Below are 19,616 nucleotides of genomic sequence, written 5' to 3'. Positions count from 1 at the left end.
TCGGGCCCTTCTCATAATCCCAGGGAGGGAGGAGAAGGACCCGAGCCGCCGTGGCTCCCGCCGGTGCGATCAGCGATCCGGCAAGGTGATGTTGAGTTCCAGGATCGAGCAGCTGCCCTGGCTTTCCAGCGCCACATGCACGTCATCGCTACCGATGTTGACGTATTTGCGGATCACTTCCACCAGTTCCTTCTGCAAGGCTGGCAGGTAGTCAGGGGTGCTGCGTTGGCCGCGTTCGTGCGCCACGATGATCTGTAGACGCTCTTTCGCGACCGAGGCGGTACTGGGCTTTTTGTTGGCACGAAAGAAGTCAAAAAGGTTCATTACCTACCTCCAAACAGGCGCTCGAAGAAACCTTTCTTCGTTACATCGAGGAACCGATGCTCCACGGTTTTGCCCAGCAGGCGATCGACGGCATCGCTGTATGCCTGGCCGGCATCGCTCTGGTCGTCGAGAATCACCGGCACGCCGGAGTTGGAAGCCTTGAGTACCGCTTGGGATTCAGGAATGACCCCCAGCAGGGTGACGGCGAGGATTTCCTTGACGTCTTCGACGCCCAGCATCTCGCCATCGCTGACTCGTTGCGGGTTGTAGCGGGTCAGCAGCAAATGTTCCTTGATCGGCTCTTCGCCCTTTTCGGCGCGCCGGGATTTGCTCGCCAGCAGGCCCAACATGCGGTCGGAGTCACGGACCGACGACACTTCCGGGTTGGTCACGACGATCGCTTCATCTGCGAAGTACATGGCCAGGTGGGCACCTTTTTCGATACCGGCCGGGGAGTCGCAGACCACGAACTCGAAGTCTTCCTTGAGTTGCATCAGGACTTTTTCCACGCCTTCCTGGGTCAGCGCGTCTTTGTCGCGAGTCTGGCTGGCGGCCAGCACGTAGAGATTCTCAAGGCGCTTGTCCTTGATCAGGGCCTGCTGCAGGTTCGCTTCGCCGTTGACCACGTTGACGAAGTCGTAGACCACGCGACGCTCGCAGCCCATGATCAGGTCCAGGTTGCGCAGGCCGACGTCGAAGTCGACGATGACTGTCTTGTGGCCGCGCAGAGCGAGGCCGGTACCGATAGCGGCGCTGGTGGTGGTCTTACCCACACCACCCTTGCCGGATGTAACCACGAGAATCTTGGCCAAGGTGTTTCACCCCTAAGGAAAAAGGACTTTGTCAGTCCCTGAAAAACATCTCTGGAAAACCGCTGCAATTGGACAGGCTTGGCTGGAATCGGTTGTCGAGCGGGGTCTACCTCCGGTAAACACTGCCTGATCCTTTTTCCTACGTCGTTTAAGCCGTTTTCGCTCGTTTTAGAGATGCTTGGAAAATGCGGCAGTATCCGTTAAAGCCGAATGATGTTCAACACGTCGCCCGACAGGCTGATCTGGACGCCGGCCCCCCACAACGGGTCGCGACGCAAATCCTCGGAAACCTTGTACTGCCCGGCGATGGAAACCAGCTCAGCGCTCAATTGCTGACAGAAGATCCTGGCTTTGGTGTCACCCTTGACGCCGGCCAGCGCTCGACCGCGCATCGGGCCGTATACATGGATGTTGCCATCGGCCAGAAGTTCCGCCCCCGGGCTGACCGAGGACACGATGACCAGATCGCCACCCTGGGCATAAATCTGCTGCCCACCCCGCACTGGCGAAGTGATGACGCGGGTCGGCTTGATGCTCGGCTCCGGCGGTTTTTCCGGGGTTTTTTTCGCTTCGACCGGGCTCAGTTCCAGCACGCGTTCCCGGGCGCCGGACGGCGGCAGCACCGGAATGTCCACGGCGATGGCGGCGGCGATGTCTTCGATGCGACTGGCGCGGATCGCCAGGGTGCGCAGGCCATGTTGGCGGCAGACGCGCATCAGGCCCGGCAGGTCCACTGCGCCTTCGCCGGCCGGCAGCTTGTCCAGGGCCAGCACCAATGGCGCATTGCTGAAGAAGTTCGGGGCCTGGGCGACTTTCGCCGCCAGCTGCCGGTCAAGGCTCTCCAGGTCGTTGCGGGCCAGTTCCAGCACCGTAATGGCGAGCATGCTGCCCTTCAACTGGAACACGGGATCTTGGTCTAGCGGTTCGGTTTGGCTCATGGTCGGCGTACAACGGCTTGTCACTAAAAGTGCCGAGACTTATAACGAGATCGTCCGCCAGCCGCAACCCGGGTCGAACAATGTAGAATGCGCGGCCCATGTCTTAATGGAAGCTGTAATGGATCGCCCGCGTTTTCGAGCTGCATTTTTTCATCCGCGTTTCTGGCTGCTGTGGTGCGGCCTGGGGCTGTTGTGGCTGATCGTTCAATTGCCTTATCCGTTTTTGCTGCGGGTCGGTCGCGCATTGGGCGCGCTGATGTACCGGGTGGCCGGCGACCGACGGCGCATCGCCCGACGCAACCTGGAACTGTGCTTCCCGGAAAAATCCGCTGCCGAGCGCAAGCGTCTGCTCAAGGAAAACTTCGCCTCCACCGGCATCGCCTTTTTCGAAATGGCCATGAGTTGGTGGTGGTCGCGTTCGCGGTTGGCAAAACTGGCCCATGTCGAAGGGCTGGAGCACCTCAAGCAGGCCCAGCGCGAGGGCAAGGGTGTGATCCTCATGGCACTGCATTTCACCACGCTGGAAATCGGCGCGGCCTTGCTTGGCCAGCAACACACCATCGATGGCATGTACCGCGAGCATAAGAACCCGCTATTCGACTACATTCAGCGTCGGGGCCGCGAGCGGCATAACCTCGATTCCCTGGCGGTGGAACGTGACGATGTGCGCGGCATGCTCAAGCTGTTGCGGGCCGGTCGGGCGATCTGGTATGCGCCGGACCAGGACTACGGCGCCAAGCAAAGCGTGTTCGTGCCGCTGTTCGGCATCCAGGCCGCGACGGTCACGGCCACCAGCAAGTTCGCCCGCCTGGGCAAAGCGCTGGTGGTGCCTTTCACCCAGGAGCGGCTGGCCGATGGCAGCGGTTATCGCCTGGTGATCCAGGCTCCGCTGGCGAATTTTCCGGGGGAGACCGAGGAAGCCGATTGCATCCGCATCAACCAGTGGGTCGAGCAGTCGGTGCGCGAATGTCCCAAGCAATACCTCTGGGCCCACCGGCGTTTCAAGACCCGTCCACCGGGCGAGCCCAAGCTGTACGACAAGCGCGGTTGAACCGGTCGTCCGGCATTTTTCACCAGCACCTTGAGCACGGAGCATTGCGATGACCCCAGCTGAACCGGTTACAGGTTTGATTCTTTCCGGCGGCGGGGCTCGAGCGGCGTATCAAGTAGGCGTACTGGCGGCCATCGCCGAATTGCTGCCGGACGGGGCGGATAACCCGTTTCCGGTGATCGTCGGCACCTCGGCCGGTGCCATCAACGCGGTCAGCCTGGCGAGCGGGGCGATGGACTTCAAGACCGCCATCGAGCGACTGACGGCGTTCTGGCAAGCGGTGCGCAGCCATCAGGTCATGCGCAGCGACTGGCGGGGCGTGCTGGCCCAGTCGATGCGCTTCATCACCCACAGTCTGCTTGGGCTGGGGGCCAAATTGCCGGTGGCACTGATCGACAGTTCGCCGTTGCGCGAACTGCTCCAGGCCCAATTCCACGCCTCGGGCATCGAGCAGGCCATCGCCGAGCAGCAATTGCGGGCGGTGGCGGTGACAGCGTTCGGTTATGAATCCGGCCAGGCTGTTACTTTTTACCAGGGACGCGGGACCATCGACGCCTGGCTGCGCCACCGGCGGATCGGTGTGCCGACGCAGTTGTCGGTGGAGCACCTGCTGGCCAGTTCGGCGATTCCGTTATTGTTCGCGCCGGTCAGGATCGGCCCGCAATACTTCGGCGACGGCGCGGTGCGGCAATCGGCGCCCATCAGCCCGGCCTTGCACCTGGGGGCCAATCGCGTGCTGGTGATCGGCGTCAGCGGCAACCCCCGTGGTGGCGGCGGGCAGGATCCTTCCGAGCGCAGCTACACGGGCCTGCAACCGACCCTGGCGCAGATCGGCGGCCATATGCTCAACAGCACGTTCATCGACAGTCTGGAAAGCGACATCGAGTTGCTTGAGCGCCTGAACCAGTTCAGTCATCTACTTCCCGACGACGTACCGGCCCACGCCCTCGGCGCGGCACCGGTGGACGTGCTGGTGATTTCACCCAGCCAGCCGATCGACGAAATCGCCGCCCGCCATCGTCAGGAATTGCCTCGTGCGTTGCGGGTATTCCTGCGCGGGCCGGGCGCGACCAAGACCAGCGGCGCGGGGGTGCTGAGCTACCTGTTGTTCGAGGCGGGGTATTGCAGCGAGCTGATCGAACTGGGGCGCCAGGATGCGTTGGCGCAGCGTGAGGCGCTGAGTCGGTTCCTGGGGTTGGCTTAGAGCAGGTCCGCCGCTATCGCGAGCAGGCTCGCTCCCACAAGGGTTTTGCGGTGGGCGCTAAATCCTGCGACCTGCACGAAGCCACTGTGGGAGCGAGCCTGCTCGCGATGACGGCGGCACATCCAGCATCAATGCAAACAGACCCACCGCAATCGCGAGCAAGCTCGCTCCCACAGGGGATTTGCGGTGGTTTCTGAATCCCGATGAATCAGATCAGAAATGGTACTTCAGCAAAAAGCTGGTCGTGCTCTGGTTGGTCTTGAACGCGTCGCTGTCTTCGATGGCGTACTTGTTCTTCCAGTAGTCATATTCCACCCCGACATACAACTGCTTGGCGCCCAGCTTCAAGGCCTTGCCCAGGTCATATTTGACCTGCGGGACGATATGCAGGTTGGCGTGGTAGGTGCCCTTGGAGTTGGTGTCGTTGTCCACCACCCAGTCGATGAAACCGTCGATCAGGATGTCTGATGAGCCCACCGGCAAGGTATAGGCCCAGACCGGGGTGATCTGCCAGACGTTGTCGCCGGCGCGCGGGCCTTCGGTCTGGCGGTTGTAGACGTTCAGCTGGAAGTAGTCGAAGCCGGGAATCGCCAGGTCGAAACCCGGGCCGATCAGATAGGACTCGTTGTCGCCTTCGCCGAACTCATACGTCATGGCCAGCAGCACATCCTTGATCGGCCCCAGTTCCAGCTTCTGGTCGAAGATCTTGCCGAACGACAGGCGCGGGCTGAACTCGCCGTAGTAGGTGTTCGGGCCGGACTGGCTGTCGTCCTGGCCGTTATAGAAGATCCGGTCGAGAAAGAAGAAATTGTCCCCGTACTTCCAGGCGTCGACGTGTTCGAAGGTCACGGTCTGCTGGATACGTGGGTTGATCTGGAAATCCTTGCCGTAGAGGTAGGTCAGGCTGTTGTTCTGCCATTGGAACAGATCGTCGGCCATCGCCTGGCCTGCGGCCAGCAAGGATCCTGCGAGTATCAGGCTGGTGCACATACGTTTCATTCGGTTTGCTCCCAAAGGTAAGTGGTACCGCTTTTTTTCAGGTCAGCGCTCTGGTGTGGCGCCTTTTTCCATGGATTAAAAAACATCCGTTCGGTCAGCTTTTTGAGCGTGGCGAATGCTGATAGCAAGCGCTGAGCCAAGTCCGGGAAAAACTGGAAATGGCTTGCCCTGCCGTTATGGAACAGTCGGAAAGTGGTGTTCAGGGGTGCGTTCAGGTCCGCCAGCGCCGCAATAAGCTGGCGATCCGGTCAGGATCGAAAGGGATTTTGTAGTCGGCCCGCTTCGAACGGCCGCGCAGGATACGGGCTTGTCTTGAAGGGCTCAAGTGCCCTGCAACGGCGCATGCGCGGCGAATTTGGGGCGTGATGACGGGGCTGGACCATCGGGTGCTTTCCTCTTGTTTTTATTGTTGAGGCGCAGGCAGTCGCTGACGGGCGACCGGAAGTTTCCGGTCGGCCTGTCAGCGGTAGGACATTTATTAAAAACAGTGACTCAGTTGGTGTGTGCGCCCTGATTGATCCAGGCGCCGATCAGGTCGCGTTCCTGCTGGGTCATCTGGGTGATGTTGCCCAGCGGCATGATCTGGCTGGCCACGGCCTGGGCCTGGATGCGCGCGGCCTGTTGCTGGATCTGCTGCGGGGTGTCGAACATCACCCCGCCCGGCGCGGCGCTGAACAACGGGCTGGTGGGCTTGGCCGAGTGGCAGACCGAGCAGCGTTCCTGGATCACGCTGTGGACCTTCTCGAACGAGGGGCCCTGGGCGTTGGCGGCCTGGGTGGGCGCCGCTGCCGGTGCGGCGGGGGCCGTGGTCGGTTTCGCGCCACCGCCCACTGCCGTTTCCGGCAACGGTTGGTACTCGATCACGCCGGGTGCCTTGGCCACTTCCGGTGCGGTGGGCATGGGCTTGGGGCCGGTGACATAAGCCAGGCAGATCATCGCCAGGGCGCCGACTGGCAGTGTCCAGGCAAACCGGTTGCTGTCATGGCGCGTGTTGAAGTAATGCCGCACCAACACCGCCGCCACGGCGATACCGGCCAGGATCAGCCAGTTGTATGGGCTGCCGTAGGTGCTGGGGAAGTGGTTGCTGATCATGATGAACAGCACCGGCAAGGTGAAGTAGTTGTTGTGGCGCGAACGCAGCAAGCCCTTGGCCGGCAGCGCCGGGTCGGGGGTGCGGTTCTCGGCGATGGCCGCGACCAGGGCCCGTTGTGCCGGCATGATGATGCGGAACACGTTGCCGACCATGATCGTCCCGATGACCGCCCCGACATGCAGATAGGCACCGCGACCGCTGAATACCTTGCTGAACCCGTAGGCCGCGGCGATCAACAGCACGAACAGGATCAGGCCGAGCAGGGCGGGGCGCTTGCCCAGGGCCGAGTCGCAGAGGAAGGAGTAGACGAACCAGCCGACGAACAGCGAGCCGATGCCCAGGGCTACGCCTTCAGCGCCGCTCAGGCTGCTGCCGGGGGCCAGCAGGTAGACGGTCGGGTTCCAATAGAACACCACGCACAGCAGGGCGATTCCCGACATCCAGGTGAAGTAGGCTTCCCACTTGAACCAGTGAAGGTTGTCCGGCATGGCCGGTGGTGCGAGTTTGTATTTTTCCAGGTGATAGATGCCGCCACCGTGGATGGCCCACAGGTCGCCGGCCAGGCCGCTGCGGGGGTTGACGCGATTGAGGTTGTTTTCCAGCCAGACGAAGTAGAACGACGCGCCGATCCAGGCCACGCCAGTGATCATGTGAACCCAGCGAATGCTCAGGTTCAGCCATTCCAACATATGTGCTTCCACAGTCTTTACCTCTCGCCCGTCACCCTTGTCTTCGGGTGATCGGACCTTCTCTTATTGGTGGGGGGCGAGGATCAAACACTCATCCTCTTTGAAAAAATGCTCATCGCAGTTATTGCCTGTGCCACTGCGATCAACCACCAGGAAGTCATCCCGCTTTTCGATCGTCAGCACCGGGTGGTGCCAGACGCCGCGATGGTAATTGATGCCCTGCCTGCCGTTGGTGACGAAGGCGCGGACCAAGCCTGATACAGGTGCATCGCCAAGTGGCGCGACCACGATCAGAAAGGGGTTGCCGAGCAGCGGAATAAAGGCCTGGCTGCCCAGCGGATGGCGCTCCAGCATGCGCACGATCAGCGGCATGTCCAGCGCGTCGGCGCGGAAGATGCTGATGATCGCCTGATCGTCTGGCGTTGCGGTTTCCACCGTCGCCAGGCGATGGAAGCGCATGGTCGAACCGTTGTTGATCATGAAGTGATCGCTGCCGTCGGTTTCGATCACGTCACCGAACGGGGCGAAGGCTTCTTTGGTCAATGGTTCGATCTTGAGTGTGCGCATGCTGGTCTTCTTATCCAAAATTCTGTGTTGTTGGTTCAGCTTTTGTGGCGAGGGAGCTTGCTCCCGTTGGACCGGTCCGACGCCTCGGGCGCAGCAGTCCCATTTTGAAAGAGGGGTCGCTTCGCAACCCAGCGGGAGCAAGCTCCCTCGCCACAGGTGCGTCGTTTATTTCGATACCTTGCCCAGCACCCGCAGGCGACTCACGCCACCGTCCGGGAACACGTTCAGGCGGATATGGGTGATCGGTCCCAGGGCCTTGATCTGCTCGGCGAAGGTGTGTTCGGCGTGCATTTCCAGCTTCTGGCTCGGCAGCAGCTCGCGCCAGAACAGCGACTGGGTTTCGATCTGGCTGTCGGTGCCGCCCTTGACGAACGCGCCCTGGATCGAGCAGCTGTCGGGGTAGTTGCCCTTGAAGTGCAGGGTGTCGACGATGACTTTCTCGACCTCGCCGGCATGGCCCAGGGCGACGATGACCCAGTCATTGCCCGGGGTACGACGACGGGCGGTTTCCCAGCCGTCGCCCATGTTCACGCCACGGCCCGGGTTGAGGATGTTGCTCATGCGGCCGAAGTGCTCGTCGGAGCAGGCCAGGGCGCGGCCACCGTTGAGGGCGGCGGCCAGGTCGATCTGTTCGTTATCGCCCACGGCCGACCAGTCGCGGTGCGGAATGCCGTAGACCCGCAGGCGAGCCACGCCACCGTCTGGATAGATGTTGAAACGCAGGTGGCTGAAGGCCTGGTCGTTGCTGATTTCGTGGTAGTGGTGGCTGTTGCCTTGCAGCTCGACGGCCGACAGCACTTCAGTCCACTGGGTGTTTTCGTCCGGTTCGCCCTCGGTCAGGAAGCAGGCTTCCAGGGAGGCCGACGGTGGGTAGTTGCCGGTGAAGAATGAGGTGTCGATGTCCACGCCCTTGATCGAGCCTGCCACACCCAGGCGGATCACCGCGCTGTCGTAGCCTTCGAAGCGCTTGCGCCGCGATTCCCAGCCGTCCATCCACTTGCCATTGTCATCGAATACACCCTCCTTCCACACGGCCGGGGTCGGCTGGAACAGGCGGTTGGCGTCGGCGAACCAGTCATCGGTGACCGAGATGATCTTGGTGCCCAGGCGGGCGTCGGCCAGGTTGACGAACTTCTCGAAAGGTACGGCGTAAGCTTTCATTCTTCTTGTCTGCCTTTAAATAGGTTGGCTGGGGATGCTTGCAGGGCCTCGGGTCGCAGGGCTGCTCGCTAAAGGGTCAGTAATCGGAACAACGCGATTTTGTTGATCTCTGCCAGCGCGCATTTGAATTCGGCGTCTGCCGAGTGATGGATGCGCGTCTCGAACGCCGCGAGGATCTGGTGCCGGTTGCTGCCTTTTACCGCCATGATGAAGGGAAACTTGAACTTGGCCTTGTAGGCGTCGTTCAGCTCGGTGAAGCGCTGGAACTCTTCGGCCGTGCATTGGTGAATACCGGCGCCGGCCTGTTCGTTCGTGCTGGCTTCGGTCAGTTGGCCCTGGACGGCGGCTTTGCCGGCCAGGTCCGGGTGAGCGTTGATCAGCGCCAGTTGGCTGGCGTGATCGGCGCTCAACAGGATATCGCTCATGCGCTGGTGCAGGGTTTCGATCTCGTCGATCGAGGGATCCTGGCCCAGGTCAAAGGCCTTCTCGGCGACCCACGGCGAATGTTCGTAAATGTCAGCGAAGGCTTTGACGAACGCTTCGCGGCTCAAGGTGGAAGGCTTGAGGGTCTGGAAAGCGGTCATTTGGACGCTCCCTGATACGGATGGGTCTGCTGCCAGTGGCGGGCGATGTCGACACGACGGCTGAACCAGACGTGTTCATGGCCTTTGACGTATTCGAGAAACCGCTTGAGGGAAGCCAGGCGCGCAGGGCGGCCGATCAGCCGGCAATGTAGGCCGATGGATAGCATCTTCGGTGCCTCGGCCCCTTCGGCGTACAACACGTCGAAAGCGTCCTTGAGGTATTGGAAGAAATCGTCGCCCTTGTTGAAACCCTGCACTTGGGTGAAGCGCATGTCGTTGGTGTCGAGCGTGTAGGGGATCACCAGGTGCGGCTTGCCGTTGGGGGTATTCGGTTCCCAGTAGGGCAGGTCGTCGTCGTAGGTGTCGCTGTCATAGAGGAAACCGCCTTCTTCCATTACCAGCCGACGGGTGTTGGGGCCGGTGCGGCCGGTGTACCAGCCCAGCGGACGTTCGCCAGCGATTTCGGTGAGGATGCGGATCGCTTCGAGCATGTGCTCGCGTTCCTGGGCCTCATCCATGTACTGATAGTCAATCCAGCGATAGCCGTGGCTGCAGATTTCGTGACCGGCGGCGACCATGGCACGGATCACGTCCGGATGGCGCTGGGCGGCCATGGCCACGGCGAAAATGGTCAGCGGTATATCGAATTCCTTGAACAGCTTGAGGACCCGCCAGACACCGGCACGGCTGCCATACTCGTACAGCGACTCCATGCTCATGTTGCGCTCGCCCTGCAGCGGTTGCGCCGCGACCATCTCCGAGAGGAACGATTCGGATTCCTTGTCGCCATGCAGGACGTTGCGCTCGCCGCCTTCCTCGTAATTGAGCACGAAGGACAGGGCGATGCGGGCATTGCCCGGCCAATGGGGGTGGGGAGGGTTACTGCCGTAACCGATCAGGTCGCGTGGGTAGTCAGCGCTCACTGCAGTTTTCCTTCTTGTTCGAACCATGTAGGTGGCGCCCTGGCGATGAGTTTCAGGCTGGCGTCACGACGATGGAGTGATTGTATACAACTTTATGCGCGATTTGTAAGCCTGTATTTTTGCATTTTTCACCGTGCCCCTGGCGTTGTCTACACTGCAAGAAACCTGCCCGCTTGGTCAATCAATCGTCGGCAGGATCTTGTATTCATTGGTTTGGCTTTGACCTGGGGCTGGCGTACCGCTCCACGGCCCATGGGCAAAATATCTGTTTTTTATTGTGTACAATTTTCTTTTAAAGTGTCTTAATTCGTTCATCGTCGTGACGTTTCGTGCTCCGAAACGGTGCGGCCTGTCTTTCAACTGATTCAGGAGGCGTCGGGCCGGACTGCACAACAGCGAGGCGCGCACAAGCAATGGGACGTTTGACTACTCACGTTTTGGATGCCGCACACGGCTGCCCCGGCAGCTCGATCAAGATCGAACTGTACCGCGTGGAAGGTTCGCAACTGCAGCGGGTCGCCAGTGCGTTGACCAACAGCGACGGCCGCTGCGACGCGCCGCTGTTGCAAGGGGATGACTACCGTTCGGGCGTCTATCAATTGCAGTTCCACGCCGGCGATTACTACCGTGCCCGTGGCGTTCAACTGCCCGATCCGGCATTCCTGGATGTGGTGGTGCTGCGCTTCGGTATTTCGGCCGAGCAGGATCACTACCATGTGCCCCTGCTGATTTCGCCCTACGCCTATTCCACCTATCGAGGCAGCTGATCCCCCAAGCAGCTGCCTCTCCTGGAAGCGACTGCGCATGACGCTTCTTTGGTTTTCGCCCGCTCACACTGCGGGCTTTTTTTTGCCTGCGAACTTACAGCCTGGCGTCGTCATCCCGAACGATGAAGACGGTGTCCGGATAGTTTGGTCGGATTTGCGAACCGCCCTTGAGCCAGATGAGCTTGTTGTTCTGGTGGGCCTCCCTGACAGCGTTCGCGGCATGTTCGCCGACCTGGGTTTCCAGGCTGATGCCAGTGGTGTTTGGATGTGTATGCGCCGGCAGGGAAATTTTCGGGATCCGGGTGCGGTGCAGGCTCATGAAAAAGACATAGTCATGCCCTGTGCGCCGAAATACCAATGCCGGGAAACTGTTCAAGGAATTGGGCTCAAAAACCCCATAGCCGTTGCGGGTCAGGAGGTTGGCCATAAAGCGTTTGAGGTCCATCGGAGAGTAAGTCGTGACGAAATAATCCCACTGCTGTGCAAATCGTTGGGGATCGAAATCCAGCCGATCCAACGACATTCTTGACGTTGGATTCGGCAGATCGAGCGAACGGGAAGTGCTGGAGCTTCCTGACGCGGCGCGAAGCACCGGCAGCATCAGTAGCGGATCGCTCCATTCCGGATGCGGGGAGGGGGTGCCGTTTTTCCAACTGCTGAAAATCTGTCGGAGCGCGGTCAATCCTGCCGCGTCGGCGAACGACGAGCTGTTGGTGAGTGTGAATTGCTTTCTCGCGATGTTTTCCAGGGTGGCCGTGCTGACTTCAGGGAAGGCCTCCCTGACGTAACCCGTCAAGGGTTTGTCAAAGGGCAGCCTTGCATCGATTTGCCAGTGATTGTCGGGAGGCATGCGTATCACGCTTCGGGGCTGCTCGTCTGGCGTATGCCTGAGGGTCGCTTCCAATACATCAAAGTCATACCGTGAATGACTGGGCTGCTGGATATAGGCGATCGGATATTCGCGGGCGTCGGTGCGGGTTACCACCTTGTAGTGGACACCGTCCACGGTAATGAAATCGGGCACCGTGAGCCTTGGCTCGACGCCCCAGTTTTTGCCGAAGGCGGGTGGGCTTTCCACGGCGGGTTCGCTGGGTGGGGATATCGTGTGCTGACGCTTGGGTTCAACGACTTCCGAGGGCTCGTCTTCCGCTGGCCTACGGCGAGTAATCGAGGAGGTGGCGTCAGCCGCATCCGTCTCGGCGCGGTGCGCAAGACGCCACAGCAGGCTGTCTTCCACTCGTTCGAGGCGTGGTCCGGAGGCGATGAGCTCGGTGCTTAGTCGGGCACGGTAATTCTGCTCGGCATCGTGCCCCAACAGCACCGTGCCGCCTTCCGCCAGGTCCACATAGGTGCGTGTCCTGAATGTGCGGATGCCCGAGGTTGCGTCGGGCGCCGATAGCATGGGAATCAGTTCGGGTGAAAGATGATAGTGGTCCAGCGGCACCACCGTGGTTGACTCGTGGACGGGTGTCTGTGAGGTGATTTCGGCTAGCTGTATGGTGGGGGACAGGGGTTCAGCGGTGTCAGGTTGTCGTCCGGGCGGCGTGACGGGGGCCGGGTCGCCTCCCTCTCCTCGGGTGGGGCTTCCAGGCACTGTTTCCGGTGACGTATCGCGACTGGAATGGGGCGTGTCGGGGGACGAAGCTGGAAGCGTGGGGCGGGTGTTTCGTCTTGGGCTCATTGGGATTCCTGTTCCTTCAGGGTTGAAGAGTGATGAATGAGTCATTCATTCGTCGTGAAGCATGCCCTGCCTTGCGTTCGACACATCGACAGGTCACTGGCTTGAGATGCTCCTGGAAACGCCTCAAGCCTGTGCACTACATATGTATAGGGGTTGTTATAAATAGGCGGGTAAGAGCCCATGCAATGAAAGAAGCCCGCTTAATTGAGGCGCGCTCATTCCGAAGGCCAGGCTAAACGTCAGGGTTTGCACCAAGGACTTCGAGTTGCCCGGCGTGAGGCGTTCCGCCAGTGCCACGCACTTTTCCCGCAGCAAGCGAAGTGCGCCGTCGTCGGTGGGCGGGATTTGGCTGAGGCCTTCGCGCGCCAGGTCCCGGTAGAGGCTGAGATGGTGGTCGCAAAGGTTGGTTTTTTTCAGGTCCTGGGCAACGATGGGCCGGGCTTTGTCGGTCTCCAGGGTCCATTGGCGTGTTCCCAGGTGATAACTCAAGGCGCCCGCAGACCCATCCTTGAGGGCAACGTTCATAACCTTGAGTTTCTTGGATGTGAGGCCGGACAGTTCGCTGGGCCATGGGGCGAAGGGGTCGACAGGGGGCGTAAAGTAACGGCCATCCAGCGCTTCGACATAAACCCGCTCAAATAGCACGTCGACTGCGTAAACAATGCCTTGGGCAGTGATGACACGTATCGGGTCGATAAGGTCTTGAGCTTCATACACGGGAAGATGGATAACCGTTCTTCCAACCTGCAGCAGGTTGGCGTCGAGTTTGATTTCGACTTGGCCCAGGTGCGTGGCGTCGAGCTCCCAGACGGAGGCATGGGGCAACTGCGGGCTCGCGCTGGCCAGTGCGCCCGGTGTCGACAGACGTAGCGTCATGTCCTGGCTCAGGTGGACCAGATAGGTAGCGCCTTCGCCGATGAGGACTTCTACGCCCGTCTGTTCAGAAGGCGATGTCAGCAGAGCACAGGTCGCCCGGCGGCCCATGGCGTAGGGTTTTTTGTCCAGAGGGAGTAGGAAGGCATATTTCTTTTTGGTGAGACTGATGGACTGTGGTGCTACGGTTTTCCATTTCACCGGGTCTCTACCGATGAATTTTTCATCCAGCATTTGGCCTTCGTCGGGCGAGGGCACGGTGAGGCGATACGACGAGCCGTCATTCATGATCAGTATGATGACGTGATGCAGACCCACGACGGAAAAGGCACGTCGCCCGGTACGAGGGTCCCGCGCGCTATAACGCTCATCTGAACTGGCCAGGTTCTTTAACAGCACCCGGCGAACACCGAAGTAGAGCGTCAGGCTGCATTCTCCATACCTTGCGGTGCTTGCTTCCCCCTCTTGACTGACATAGGCGTTGTAGTGGGCCTCGATCCGCGTCAGCTCGGAGTGGGCATAATCCAGGTGCAAGGTGGTGCAGAAGTCGCTTTTCTGCTTGATATCGAGTGTGCTGAACTCGATCCGCCGTGACAGGAAGTAGCTCGAATCTTTGTCATGAGGAACCTGGTGCTCTTTCTGATCGTGCAAGATGCTCGGGTTTCGCGGTGTTCCCAGTTGTACCACGACGGCCTCGATGTCGAGCGAGTGGCCCTGTCCGATCATATCCGGCAGGTCGGGTACCAAGTGGTAGCCGTCCTTTGTCATGAACGTCAGTTTGTTGTTTTGTAAAAGTCCCGGATCCGAAGTTTGGTAAACGTTGTTGATGACAACTTCGCGACGTTGCCAGTCGTCCGAATCAAAGCAGGAAGTCACGATCAGTTGGCCTTCCTTAACGCGCCAGCTGTCAATCAGGTCGGCCCTCCAATCCAGCGCGATGACGCTGTTGCCCCGGCCGTCTTCGGTGATGGAGACACGGCCAGGTTTATGGGCGATGGCATAGACATCCTCTCCAGGGCCACCGTCCGCGTCGCGGCTATTTCCACCCAAAAGGAAAATCTGGTCATCTCCGGCACCGGCCTCGATTGAATCATTGCCACGAGACTTGATGATGTTCGGGCCAGTCGTGCCCTTGATGACGTTGGCGCCGCCCTCCAGGATCTCCACATTCTCCACACTTTCCATAACCGCATGGCGATAGTGCCCGGTCGGAGCCTTTTGACTCGCCGGCGTGATGACAGATAAATGCCCGGCTTCCAGATCGACGTGATAACCGAGTCGTTGTTCCTGCTCGCTTCTGATGTTGCCGGACAAAATGACGGTATCGTTCCCCGTGCCCCCGAATAGCCAGTTGGGTGAGCGATTTATCGTGCTTCTGGTGATGGCCTGCCTCGAACCCTCGAAAATGAAAACATCGTCCTTTTCGCCGCCGGTGAGTTTTTTGATGCCTGCTCCGTAATGGAAGACGTTCGGCTTTTTCTCGACGCCCACGATGGTGTCGTTGCCACCGCCGATATACCAATGGATACCTTTGTGTTCCGCCGAGGTGCCAAGAACGGCTCCGGGGGTCTCGGCCGTGACCCCGTCGTGGGCATCGATGATATCGTCGCTGCCGGTGACCCTGGGGCGCACTCGGGTCGCTTGGTAGCGTTCACCGGTCCACCAATTCCAAGTGTTGTAAGTCACCTGTTCGAGTTCGACGCCGAACTTTCCATTGACGATGGCTTCGGTGCTGTCTTTCAACGTGCCTTGCAGTAATGCCAAGGCGTTGGCCCGAAGTTGCTTCGTATGTTCAGCGGTCGCCTTGGCGACGGTATAGCGCGCCTGGATATCGTCATCGGGGCTGATCGTCCAGAAGGCGAACCAACCGGTGCGCAGGCGCTCATGCACGGTGAGCGTGATGTAGTCATCGATTTCATCGACTTCACGAATCGCCCCCCAGATTTGCGAACCCACCGCCAGGATGAGGCCCGCGGCAAGGCCCACGGGGCCGGCTGAGCTGAACCCGGCCAGCGCCGCCGCACCGATCATCACGGACATGGTGGCGCTGGTAACGCTCAAGGCTGCACTGACGTAATGATCGGTGGCGTCTTTGCCGGTAGTCTTGGCGGCCGCCTTGAAAGCGTCGACGGCCGCGACGATATCGAAGGGCAGTGTCAGCACGCTGGCAATCAAGCCGCTGCCACGCCCCAGCCGTAAGGCAAAGGTTGTCTTGGCGAAACTTCCTAGAGAGCTTTGGCCCGCCTTGAGCATTTGCATGGCTTGCCTGCTCACCGCAGCCTCGACACCGATCGAGGCCAGTTCGGCAGTCACGCTGGCTCCGTTGAAGACGGTCTGGTAGGCGTTCTTGTTGCGGATGGCGTCTTGCAAGCCACGCAGGCCACTGTAGATACCGAAGGCCTGAAGTCCAAATCCCGTTGGAATAAGGACGTTGCTCTTGGCTTTGTTCACCCAACTGAATGTTCGTTGTGCAAGCGAGGCGGTATTGAGTTGTTGGGCGGCGTTTAAAAGTTTTTCAAGGGCGCTCCGATAACGGGCTGGCTCGGAGGCTGTTTCAGGGGGGCTGTTCAACAACGGAGGGGCGATGGACGAGCGCTCACTGGCGATTTCGAACAGAAGGGTTGGCAAGCGATAGTCGTTGCCGTTGGTGGTCAGCTTTATCCGTGTTTCGATATCAACCGGGTTGAACTGCAACGTATTGAGGAAAAATCGATTGGGGGTGCGGAAAAAAGTATTGTCGCCGTTCAGAGGCTGCCCATTGGTCGTTGCACCCAGTGCATCCAGGGCCTGGCGAGTCACCGTCACGGAACCGATGTGCAGCGGGCCATACAACTGATCGACAACGTCGAGTTGGTACAGTCGTTGTTTGTGTTGCGGTCCGATCAGCGTTTCATTGCCCGTCTTGAAGTCGAGGGTTTCGACGGCATGATCATTGGCATGAAAGCCTATATCCGTAATGACGACTTCAGGCTCATCGGAACCTGGGTAAAAAACCTTGGCCATTGTGAACTTCCTTGTTCAACGATAATGAATGGCCTTCTATGTAAGGTATTTTTCTGACGGGTGTACATCGATGGGTTGTTGCGACGTTTTGCCAGCGCCTGGGGTCAAAACACTACCGGTACTCAGTGGCTGGACAGTAAGGACGCTGCGCCCGCGCCGCCAAACAGTCCGGCACTGATGCGGTTGAACCAACTCTGGCCTTTGCCCGTACGCAAATACCGCGCGGCGCCGTGGGCGCCGAGGCCGTAGGCCAGCTTGCACAGCAGGTCGAGTACCGTCCAGGTGGCGATCATGATCAGCAGTTGTGGCAGGAAGGCTTGTTCGGCGCTCAAGAATTGCGGCAGGAAAGCGGCGAAGAACAGGATGTCTTTCGGGTTGCTTGCACCCAACACGAACGCCCGGCCGAAGAGGGCGCGAAAGCGCGGGATGGCGGCGGCCTGGGGCACTTCGGCGCCTTGGGACGGTTGGCGCGATTGCTGCCAGCTCTGCCAGGCCAGGTAAAACAGGTACAGGGCGCCGACGATCTTCAGGGCGCTGAACAACTGCTCCGAGGCCATCAACAATGCGCCGAGCCCCAGCGCCGAGGCACTCAGCAGGCAGATCGATGCGATCACGCCCCCCAGGAATGCCGGGTACGAGCGGCGCAGGCCGTAGTTCAGGCTATTGCCGATCATCAACAACGACAACGGGCCGGGGATGAGGATCACCACCAAGGCGGCGCCGCTGAACAACAGCCAGGTTTCCAGATTCATTGCTTTGCTCCTGATGTACAAAAGCCTCACCCAAGGGGTGAGGCGGTTGGCTACTGCAGCGCTTACAAGAAGATGAACTTGGCGATGAAGATCGCGCAGAGCACCCACAGGCTGACGGAAATTTCCTTGTGTTTACCGGTGCCGGCCTTGAGCACCACATAGGTGATGAAACCCAGGGCGATACCGTCTGCGACCGAGAACGTCAGGGGCATCATGATGGCCGTGACGATGGCCGGAATGCTGTCGGTTGCTTCGTCCCATTCGATGTGGGCCATGCCGCCCATCATCAACATGGCGACGTAGATCAAGGCCCCGGCTGTGGCGTAGGCCGGAATCATCCCGGCCAGCGGTGCGAAGAACATGGCGGCAATAAATAGCACACCAACGGTTACGGCAGTAAGCCCCGTGCGGCCACCTGCCGCCACGCCGGCGGCGCTTTCCACGTAGCTGGTCACCGGCGGTACACCGACCATGGCGCCGAATACGCTCGAAGCGCTGTCGGCTTTCAAGGCGCGGGACAGGTTCTCGATCTTGCCATCGGCTTTCACCAGGCCGGCGCGCTGGGCAACGCCCATCAGGGTGCCGGCGGTGTCGAACATGTGCACGAACAGGAAGGCCAGCACCACGCTGATCATGCTGATATTGAACACGCCGGCCACGTCCATCGCCATCCAGGTCGGAGCCAGGCTCGGCGGTGTCGACATGACGCCGTTGTACTGCACCAGTCCCAGGCCCCAACCGGCCAGGGTCACGGCGATGATGCTGATCAGGATCGCGCCGAACACACGGTGATAACTGAGCACGGCGATCATCAGGAAGCACACCGCGGCCAATAACGGGCCGGGCTCACGCAACGAGCCGAGCTTGATCAGGGTGGCGGGGCTGTCCACGACGATCCCGGCGGTTTTCAGGCCGATCAGCCCGAGGAACAACCCGACCCCCGCGCCCATGGCGAAGCGCAGGCTCACCGGAATGCTGTTGAGCAGCCACTCGCGCACCCGTGACAGGGTCAGGAACATGAACAGCACGCCGGAAATGAATACCGCGCCCAACGCGGTTTCCCAGTTGTAGCCCATGGTGCCGACCACGGTGTAGGTGAAGAAGGCGTTCAGGCCCATGCCCGGAGCCAGGCCCACCGGCCAGTTGGCGTACAGGCCCATCAACAGGCAGCCCAGGGCAGCGGCGATGCAAGTGGCGACGAAGGCGGCACCGTGATCGATACCGGCATCGGCCATGATGTTGGGGTTGACGAAGATGATGTAGGCCATGGTGATGAAGGTCGTCAGGCCGGCAATCAGCTCGGTCTTCACCGTGGTGCCATGCAAGCTGAGTTTGAAGATGCGCTCCAGCCAACCACTGCGTAGTGGCGGCGAGAGGTCCAGCGTCCGGGCTTCGGGTTTGCGGCTTTCCACAGCGAGTACTCCTCAAGAGTCTTATTGTTATTTCCAGCACCGCAACGCCCTGGGGGTGGCCGCGATGCGCTGAGGCAGGTAAGGCTGGCGAGGGTATGTTGACCTGTTGGTCAGAAACTCGCACGAAGCGAATTATGCTTTTGTATACAAATAATGCAAATAATGTTTTCTGTGTTGTCGACGAAATGTTTGGCGATAGGGATATATCGCCTATGCGGACGCTATCGCGAGCAGGCTCGCTCCCACAGGGTTCATGGGTGAACACAAATCTTGCATTCATCACAGCCCACTGTGGGAGCGAGCCTGCTCGCGATGGCGTCGGATCAGACGCCGTCAGTCACTGGATTTCCCCAGTGCCAGGTTCACCGCCAGCCACCCATCCACCGCCGCTTCCCCGGCTTCGGCAAACACCCGCTCCAGCAATTTCACCTGTTCACGCCGCAACGCCTGCTCAAAGCGCCCGCCCTCGGCGGTCAGTTCCAGCAGCCGTTTGCGTTTGTCGGTCTCGGACGCGACGCTGTTCACCAAGTGCATTTCCATCAACTGCCGCAACGGCATGTTCAGCGCTTGTTTGCTCACCCCAAGCAGGGCCAGCAATTCCTTCACGCTCAATGACGGGTAGCGGGCGATGAAAAAGACGATGCGCTGGTGGACCCGGCTCAACCCACGACGTTCGAGCATTTCATCGGCCTTGGCGGTGAACGCCTGGTAGCCGAAGAAAAACGCTTCCATGGCCATTTGCTGGGAAGCTGGGTTTTTAAGGTCAAGCATATTGACGTATCC

17 protein-coding genes are annotated in these 19,616 nt (G+C 60.0%); 3 read left to right on the top strand and 14 right to left on the bottom strand.

From position 1 onward, the window contains the following. Nucleotides 1–69: 69 nt before the first annotated feature. The 3 genes from minE to minC all read right to left on the bottom strand — a co-directional run bounded on the left by minE (nt 70) and on the right by minC (nt 2,074). Nucleotides 70–324 carry a cell division topological specificity factor MinE gene (gene minE, locus AD659_RS19400; RefSeq protein WP_003179111.1) on the bottom strand — a complete coding sequence of 85 codons (255 nt, stop codon included), beginning with the start codon at nt 322–324 and terminating at the stop codon, nt 70–72. Continuing rightward, complete coding sequence (minD, locus tag AD659_RS19395; RefSeq protein WP_003179114.1) at nt 324–1,136, bottom strand: septum site-determining protein MinD; 813 nt, start codon at nt 1,134–1,136, stop codon at nt 324–326. Before minD ends, minE begins: the two co-directional genes overlap by 1 nt. A 200-nt stretch (nt 1,137–1,336) precedes the next feature. Beyond that, nucleotides 1,337–2,074, bottom strand: a complete 738-nt coding sequence (gene minC / locus AD659_RS19390; protein WP_053124135.1) for a septum site-determining protein MinC — start codon at nt 2,072–2,074, stop codon at nt 1,337–1,339. A 118-nt stretch (nt 2,075–2,192) separates the two neighbouring features. Here minC and AD659_RS19385 point away from each other — a divergent pair, with 118 nt between their 5' ends. Further along, on the top strand, nt 2,193–3,125 hold the full coding sequence (locus AD659_RS19385; protein ID WP_053124133.1) for a lipid A biosynthesis lauroyl acyltransferase: 933 nt from the start codon (nt 2,193–2,195) through the stop codon (nt 3,123–3,125). A 49-nt stretch (nt 3,126–3,174) separates the two neighbouring features. After that, entirely contained in the window at nt 3,175–4,329 is a 1,155-nt protein-coding gene (locus AD659_RS19380) for a patatin-like phospholipase family protein (protein ID WP_053124131.1), read from the top strand. Nucleotides 4,330–4,542: 213 nt separating this feature from the next. Here AD659_RS19380 and AD659_RS19375 read toward each other — a convergent pair whose 3' ends face one another. From AD659_RS19375 to puuE, 6 genes are all read right to left on the bottom strand, one after another. Continuing rightward, complete coding sequence (locus AD659_RS19375; RefSeq protein WP_053124128.1) at nt 4,543–5,328, bottom strand: outer membrane protein OmpK; 786 nt, start codon at nt 5,326–5,328, stop codon at nt 4,543–4,545. Between the two features lie 492 nt (nt 5,329–5,820). Then, nucleotides 5,821–7,122, bottom strand: a complete 1,302-nt coding sequence (locus tag AD659_RS19370) for a urate hydroxylase PuuD (RefSeq protein ID WP_053124127.1) — start codon at nt 7,120–7,122, stop codon at nt 5,821–5,823. 51 nt (nt 7,123–7,173) lie between these two features. Beyond that, nucleotides 7,174–7,677, bottom strand: a complete 504-nt coding sequence (locus AD659_RS19365) for an ureidoglycolate lyase (RefSeq protein WP_053124126.1) — start codon at nt 7,675–7,677, stop codon at nt 7,174–7,176. A gap of 165 nt (nt 7,678–7,842) precedes the next feature. Continuing rightward, nucleotides 7,843–8,838: an allantoicase gene (gene alc / locus AD659_RS19360; RefSeq protein ID WP_053124125.1), complete on the bottom strand. Its 996-nt coding sequence runs from the start codon at nt 8,836–8,838 to the stop codon at nt 7,843–7,845. Between the two features lie 68 nt (nt 8,839–8,906). After that, nucleotides 8,907–9,422: a 2-oxo-4-hydroxy-4-carboxy-5-ureidoimidazoline decarboxylase gene (uraD, locus tag AD659_RS19355; RefSeq protein ID WP_039594512.1), complete on the bottom strand. Its 516-nt coding sequence runs from the start codon at nt 9,420–9,422 to the stop codon at nt 8,907–8,909. Next, a complete protein-coding gene (gene puuE / locus AD659_RS19350) occupies nt 9,419–10,345 on the bottom strand; it encodes an allantoinase PuuE (protein WP_053124124.1) in 927 nt (308 codons plus the stop codon). Before puuE ends, uraD begins: the two co-directional genes overlap by 4 nt. A gap of 413 nt (nt 10,346–10,758) precedes the next feature. On the opposite strand from puuE, the gene uraH reads away from it, so the two are divergent. Beyond that, on the top strand, nt 10,759–11,112 hold the full coding sequence (gene uraH, locus AD659_RS19345) for a hydroxyisourate hydrolase (RefSeq protein ID WP_053124122.1): 354 nt from the start codon (nt 10,759–10,761) through the stop codon (nt 11,110–11,112). A 94-nt stretch (nt 11,113–11,206) separates the two neighbouring features. On the opposite strand, the gene AD659_RS19340 is transcribed toward uraH, so the two are convergent. The 5 genes from AD659_RS19340 to AD659_RS19320 form a co-directional block, all read right to left on the bottom strand. Further along, nucleotides 11,207–12,559 (bottom strand): hypothetical protein, encoded by a 1,353-nt coding sequence (locus AD659_RS19340; protein ID WP_153043897.1) that lies wholly within the window; start codon nt 12,557–12,559, stop codon nt 11,207–11,209. A 390-nt stretch (nt 12,560–12,949) separates the two neighbouring features. Then, nucleotides 12,950–16,669, bottom strand: coding sequence for a calcium-binding protein (locus tag AD659_RS19335; RefSeq protein WP_063680132.1), 3,720 nt, complete (start codon nt 16,667–16,669; stop codon nt 12,950–12,952). Nucleotides 16,670–16,791: 122 nt separating this feature from the next. After that, nucleotides 16,792–17,421 (bottom strand): LysE family translocator, encoded by a 630-nt coding sequence (locus tag AD659_RS19330; protein WP_053124117.1) that lies wholly within the window; start codon nt 17,419–17,421, stop codon nt 16,792–16,794. Between the two features lie 62 nt (nt 17,422–17,483). After that, nucleotides 17,484–18,833, bottom strand: a complete 1,350-nt coding sequence (locus AD659_RS19325; RefSeq protein ID WP_053124115.1) for an NCS2 family permease — start codon at nt 18,831–18,833, stop codon at nt 17,484–17,486. 333 nt (nt 18,834–19,166) lie between these two features. Further along, the gene (locus AD659_RS19320; protein WP_053124112.1) at nt 19,167–19,604 is read right to left on the bottom strand and encodes a MarR family winged helix-turn-helix transcriptional regulator; all 438 of its coding nucleotides are present in this window, start codon (nt 19,602–19,604) and stop codon (nt 19,167–19,169) included. Nucleotides 19,605–19,616 lie beyond the last annotated feature (12 nt).

The organism is Pseudomonas thivervalensis, assembly GCF_001269655.1.
GTDB classification, from domain to species: Bacteria; Pseudomonadota; Gammaproteobacteria; order Pseudomonadales; family Pseudomonadaceae; genus Aquipseudomonas; species Aquipseudomonas thivervalensis.
The sequence above is the reverse complement of the archived record's forward strand: the minus strand, read 5'-3'. Positions and strand labels throughout refer to the sequence as shown.

What these genes read in the sequence shown, in the direction of transcription:
- minE (WP_003179111.1), bottom strand. Translation starts at nt 324, where the DNA reads ATGAACCTTTTTGACTTCTTTCGTGCCAACAAAAAGCCCAGTACCGCC.
- minC (WP_053124135.1), bottom strand. Translation starts at nt 2,074, where the DNA reads ATGAGCCAAACCGAACCGCTAGACCAAGATCCCGTGTTCCAGTTGAAG.
- AD659_RS19385 (WP_053124133.1), top strand. Translation starts at nt 2,193, where the DNA reads ATGGATCGCCCGCGTTTTCGAGCTGCATTTTTTCATCCGCGTTTCTGG.
- AD659_RS19380 (WP_053124131.1), top strand. Translation starts at nt 3,175, where the DNA reads ATGACCCCAGCTGAACCGGTTACAGGTTTGATTCTTTCCGGCGGCGGG.
- AD659_RS19375 (WP_053124128.1), bottom strand. Translation starts at nt 5,328, where the DNA reads ATGAAACGTATGTGCACCAGCCTGATACTCGCAGGATCCTTGCTGGCC.
- AD659_RS19365 (WP_053124126.1), bottom strand. Translation starts at nt 7,677, where the DNA reads ATGCGCACACTCAAGATCGAACCATTGACCAAAGAAGCCTTCGCCCCG.
- alc (WP_053124125.1), bottom strand. Translation starts at nt 8,838, where the DNA reads ATGAAAGCTTACGCCGTACCTTTCGAGAAGTTCGTCAACCTGGCCGAC.
- uraD (WP_039594512.1), bottom strand. Translation starts at nt 9,422, where the DNA reads ATGACCGCTTTCCAGACCCTCAAGCCTTCCACCTTGAGCCGCGAAGCG.
- uraH (WP_053124122.1), top strand. Translation starts at nt 10,759, where the DNA reads ATGGGACGTTTGACTACTCACGTTTTGGATGCCGCACACGGCTGCCCC.
- AD659_RS19335 (WP_063680132.1), bottom strand. Translation starts at nt 16,669, where the DNA reads ATGGCCAAGGTTTTTTACCCAGGTTCCGATGAGCCTGAAGTCGTCATT.
- AD659_RS19330 (WP_053124117.1), bottom strand. Translation starts at nt 17,421, where the DNA reads ATGAATCTGGAAACCTGGCTGTTGTTCAGCGGCGCCGCCTTGGTGGTG.
- AD659_RS19320 (WP_053124112.1), bottom strand. Translation starts at nt 19,604, where the DNA reads ATGCTTGACCTTAAAAACCCAGCTTCCCAGCAAATGGCCATGGAAGCG.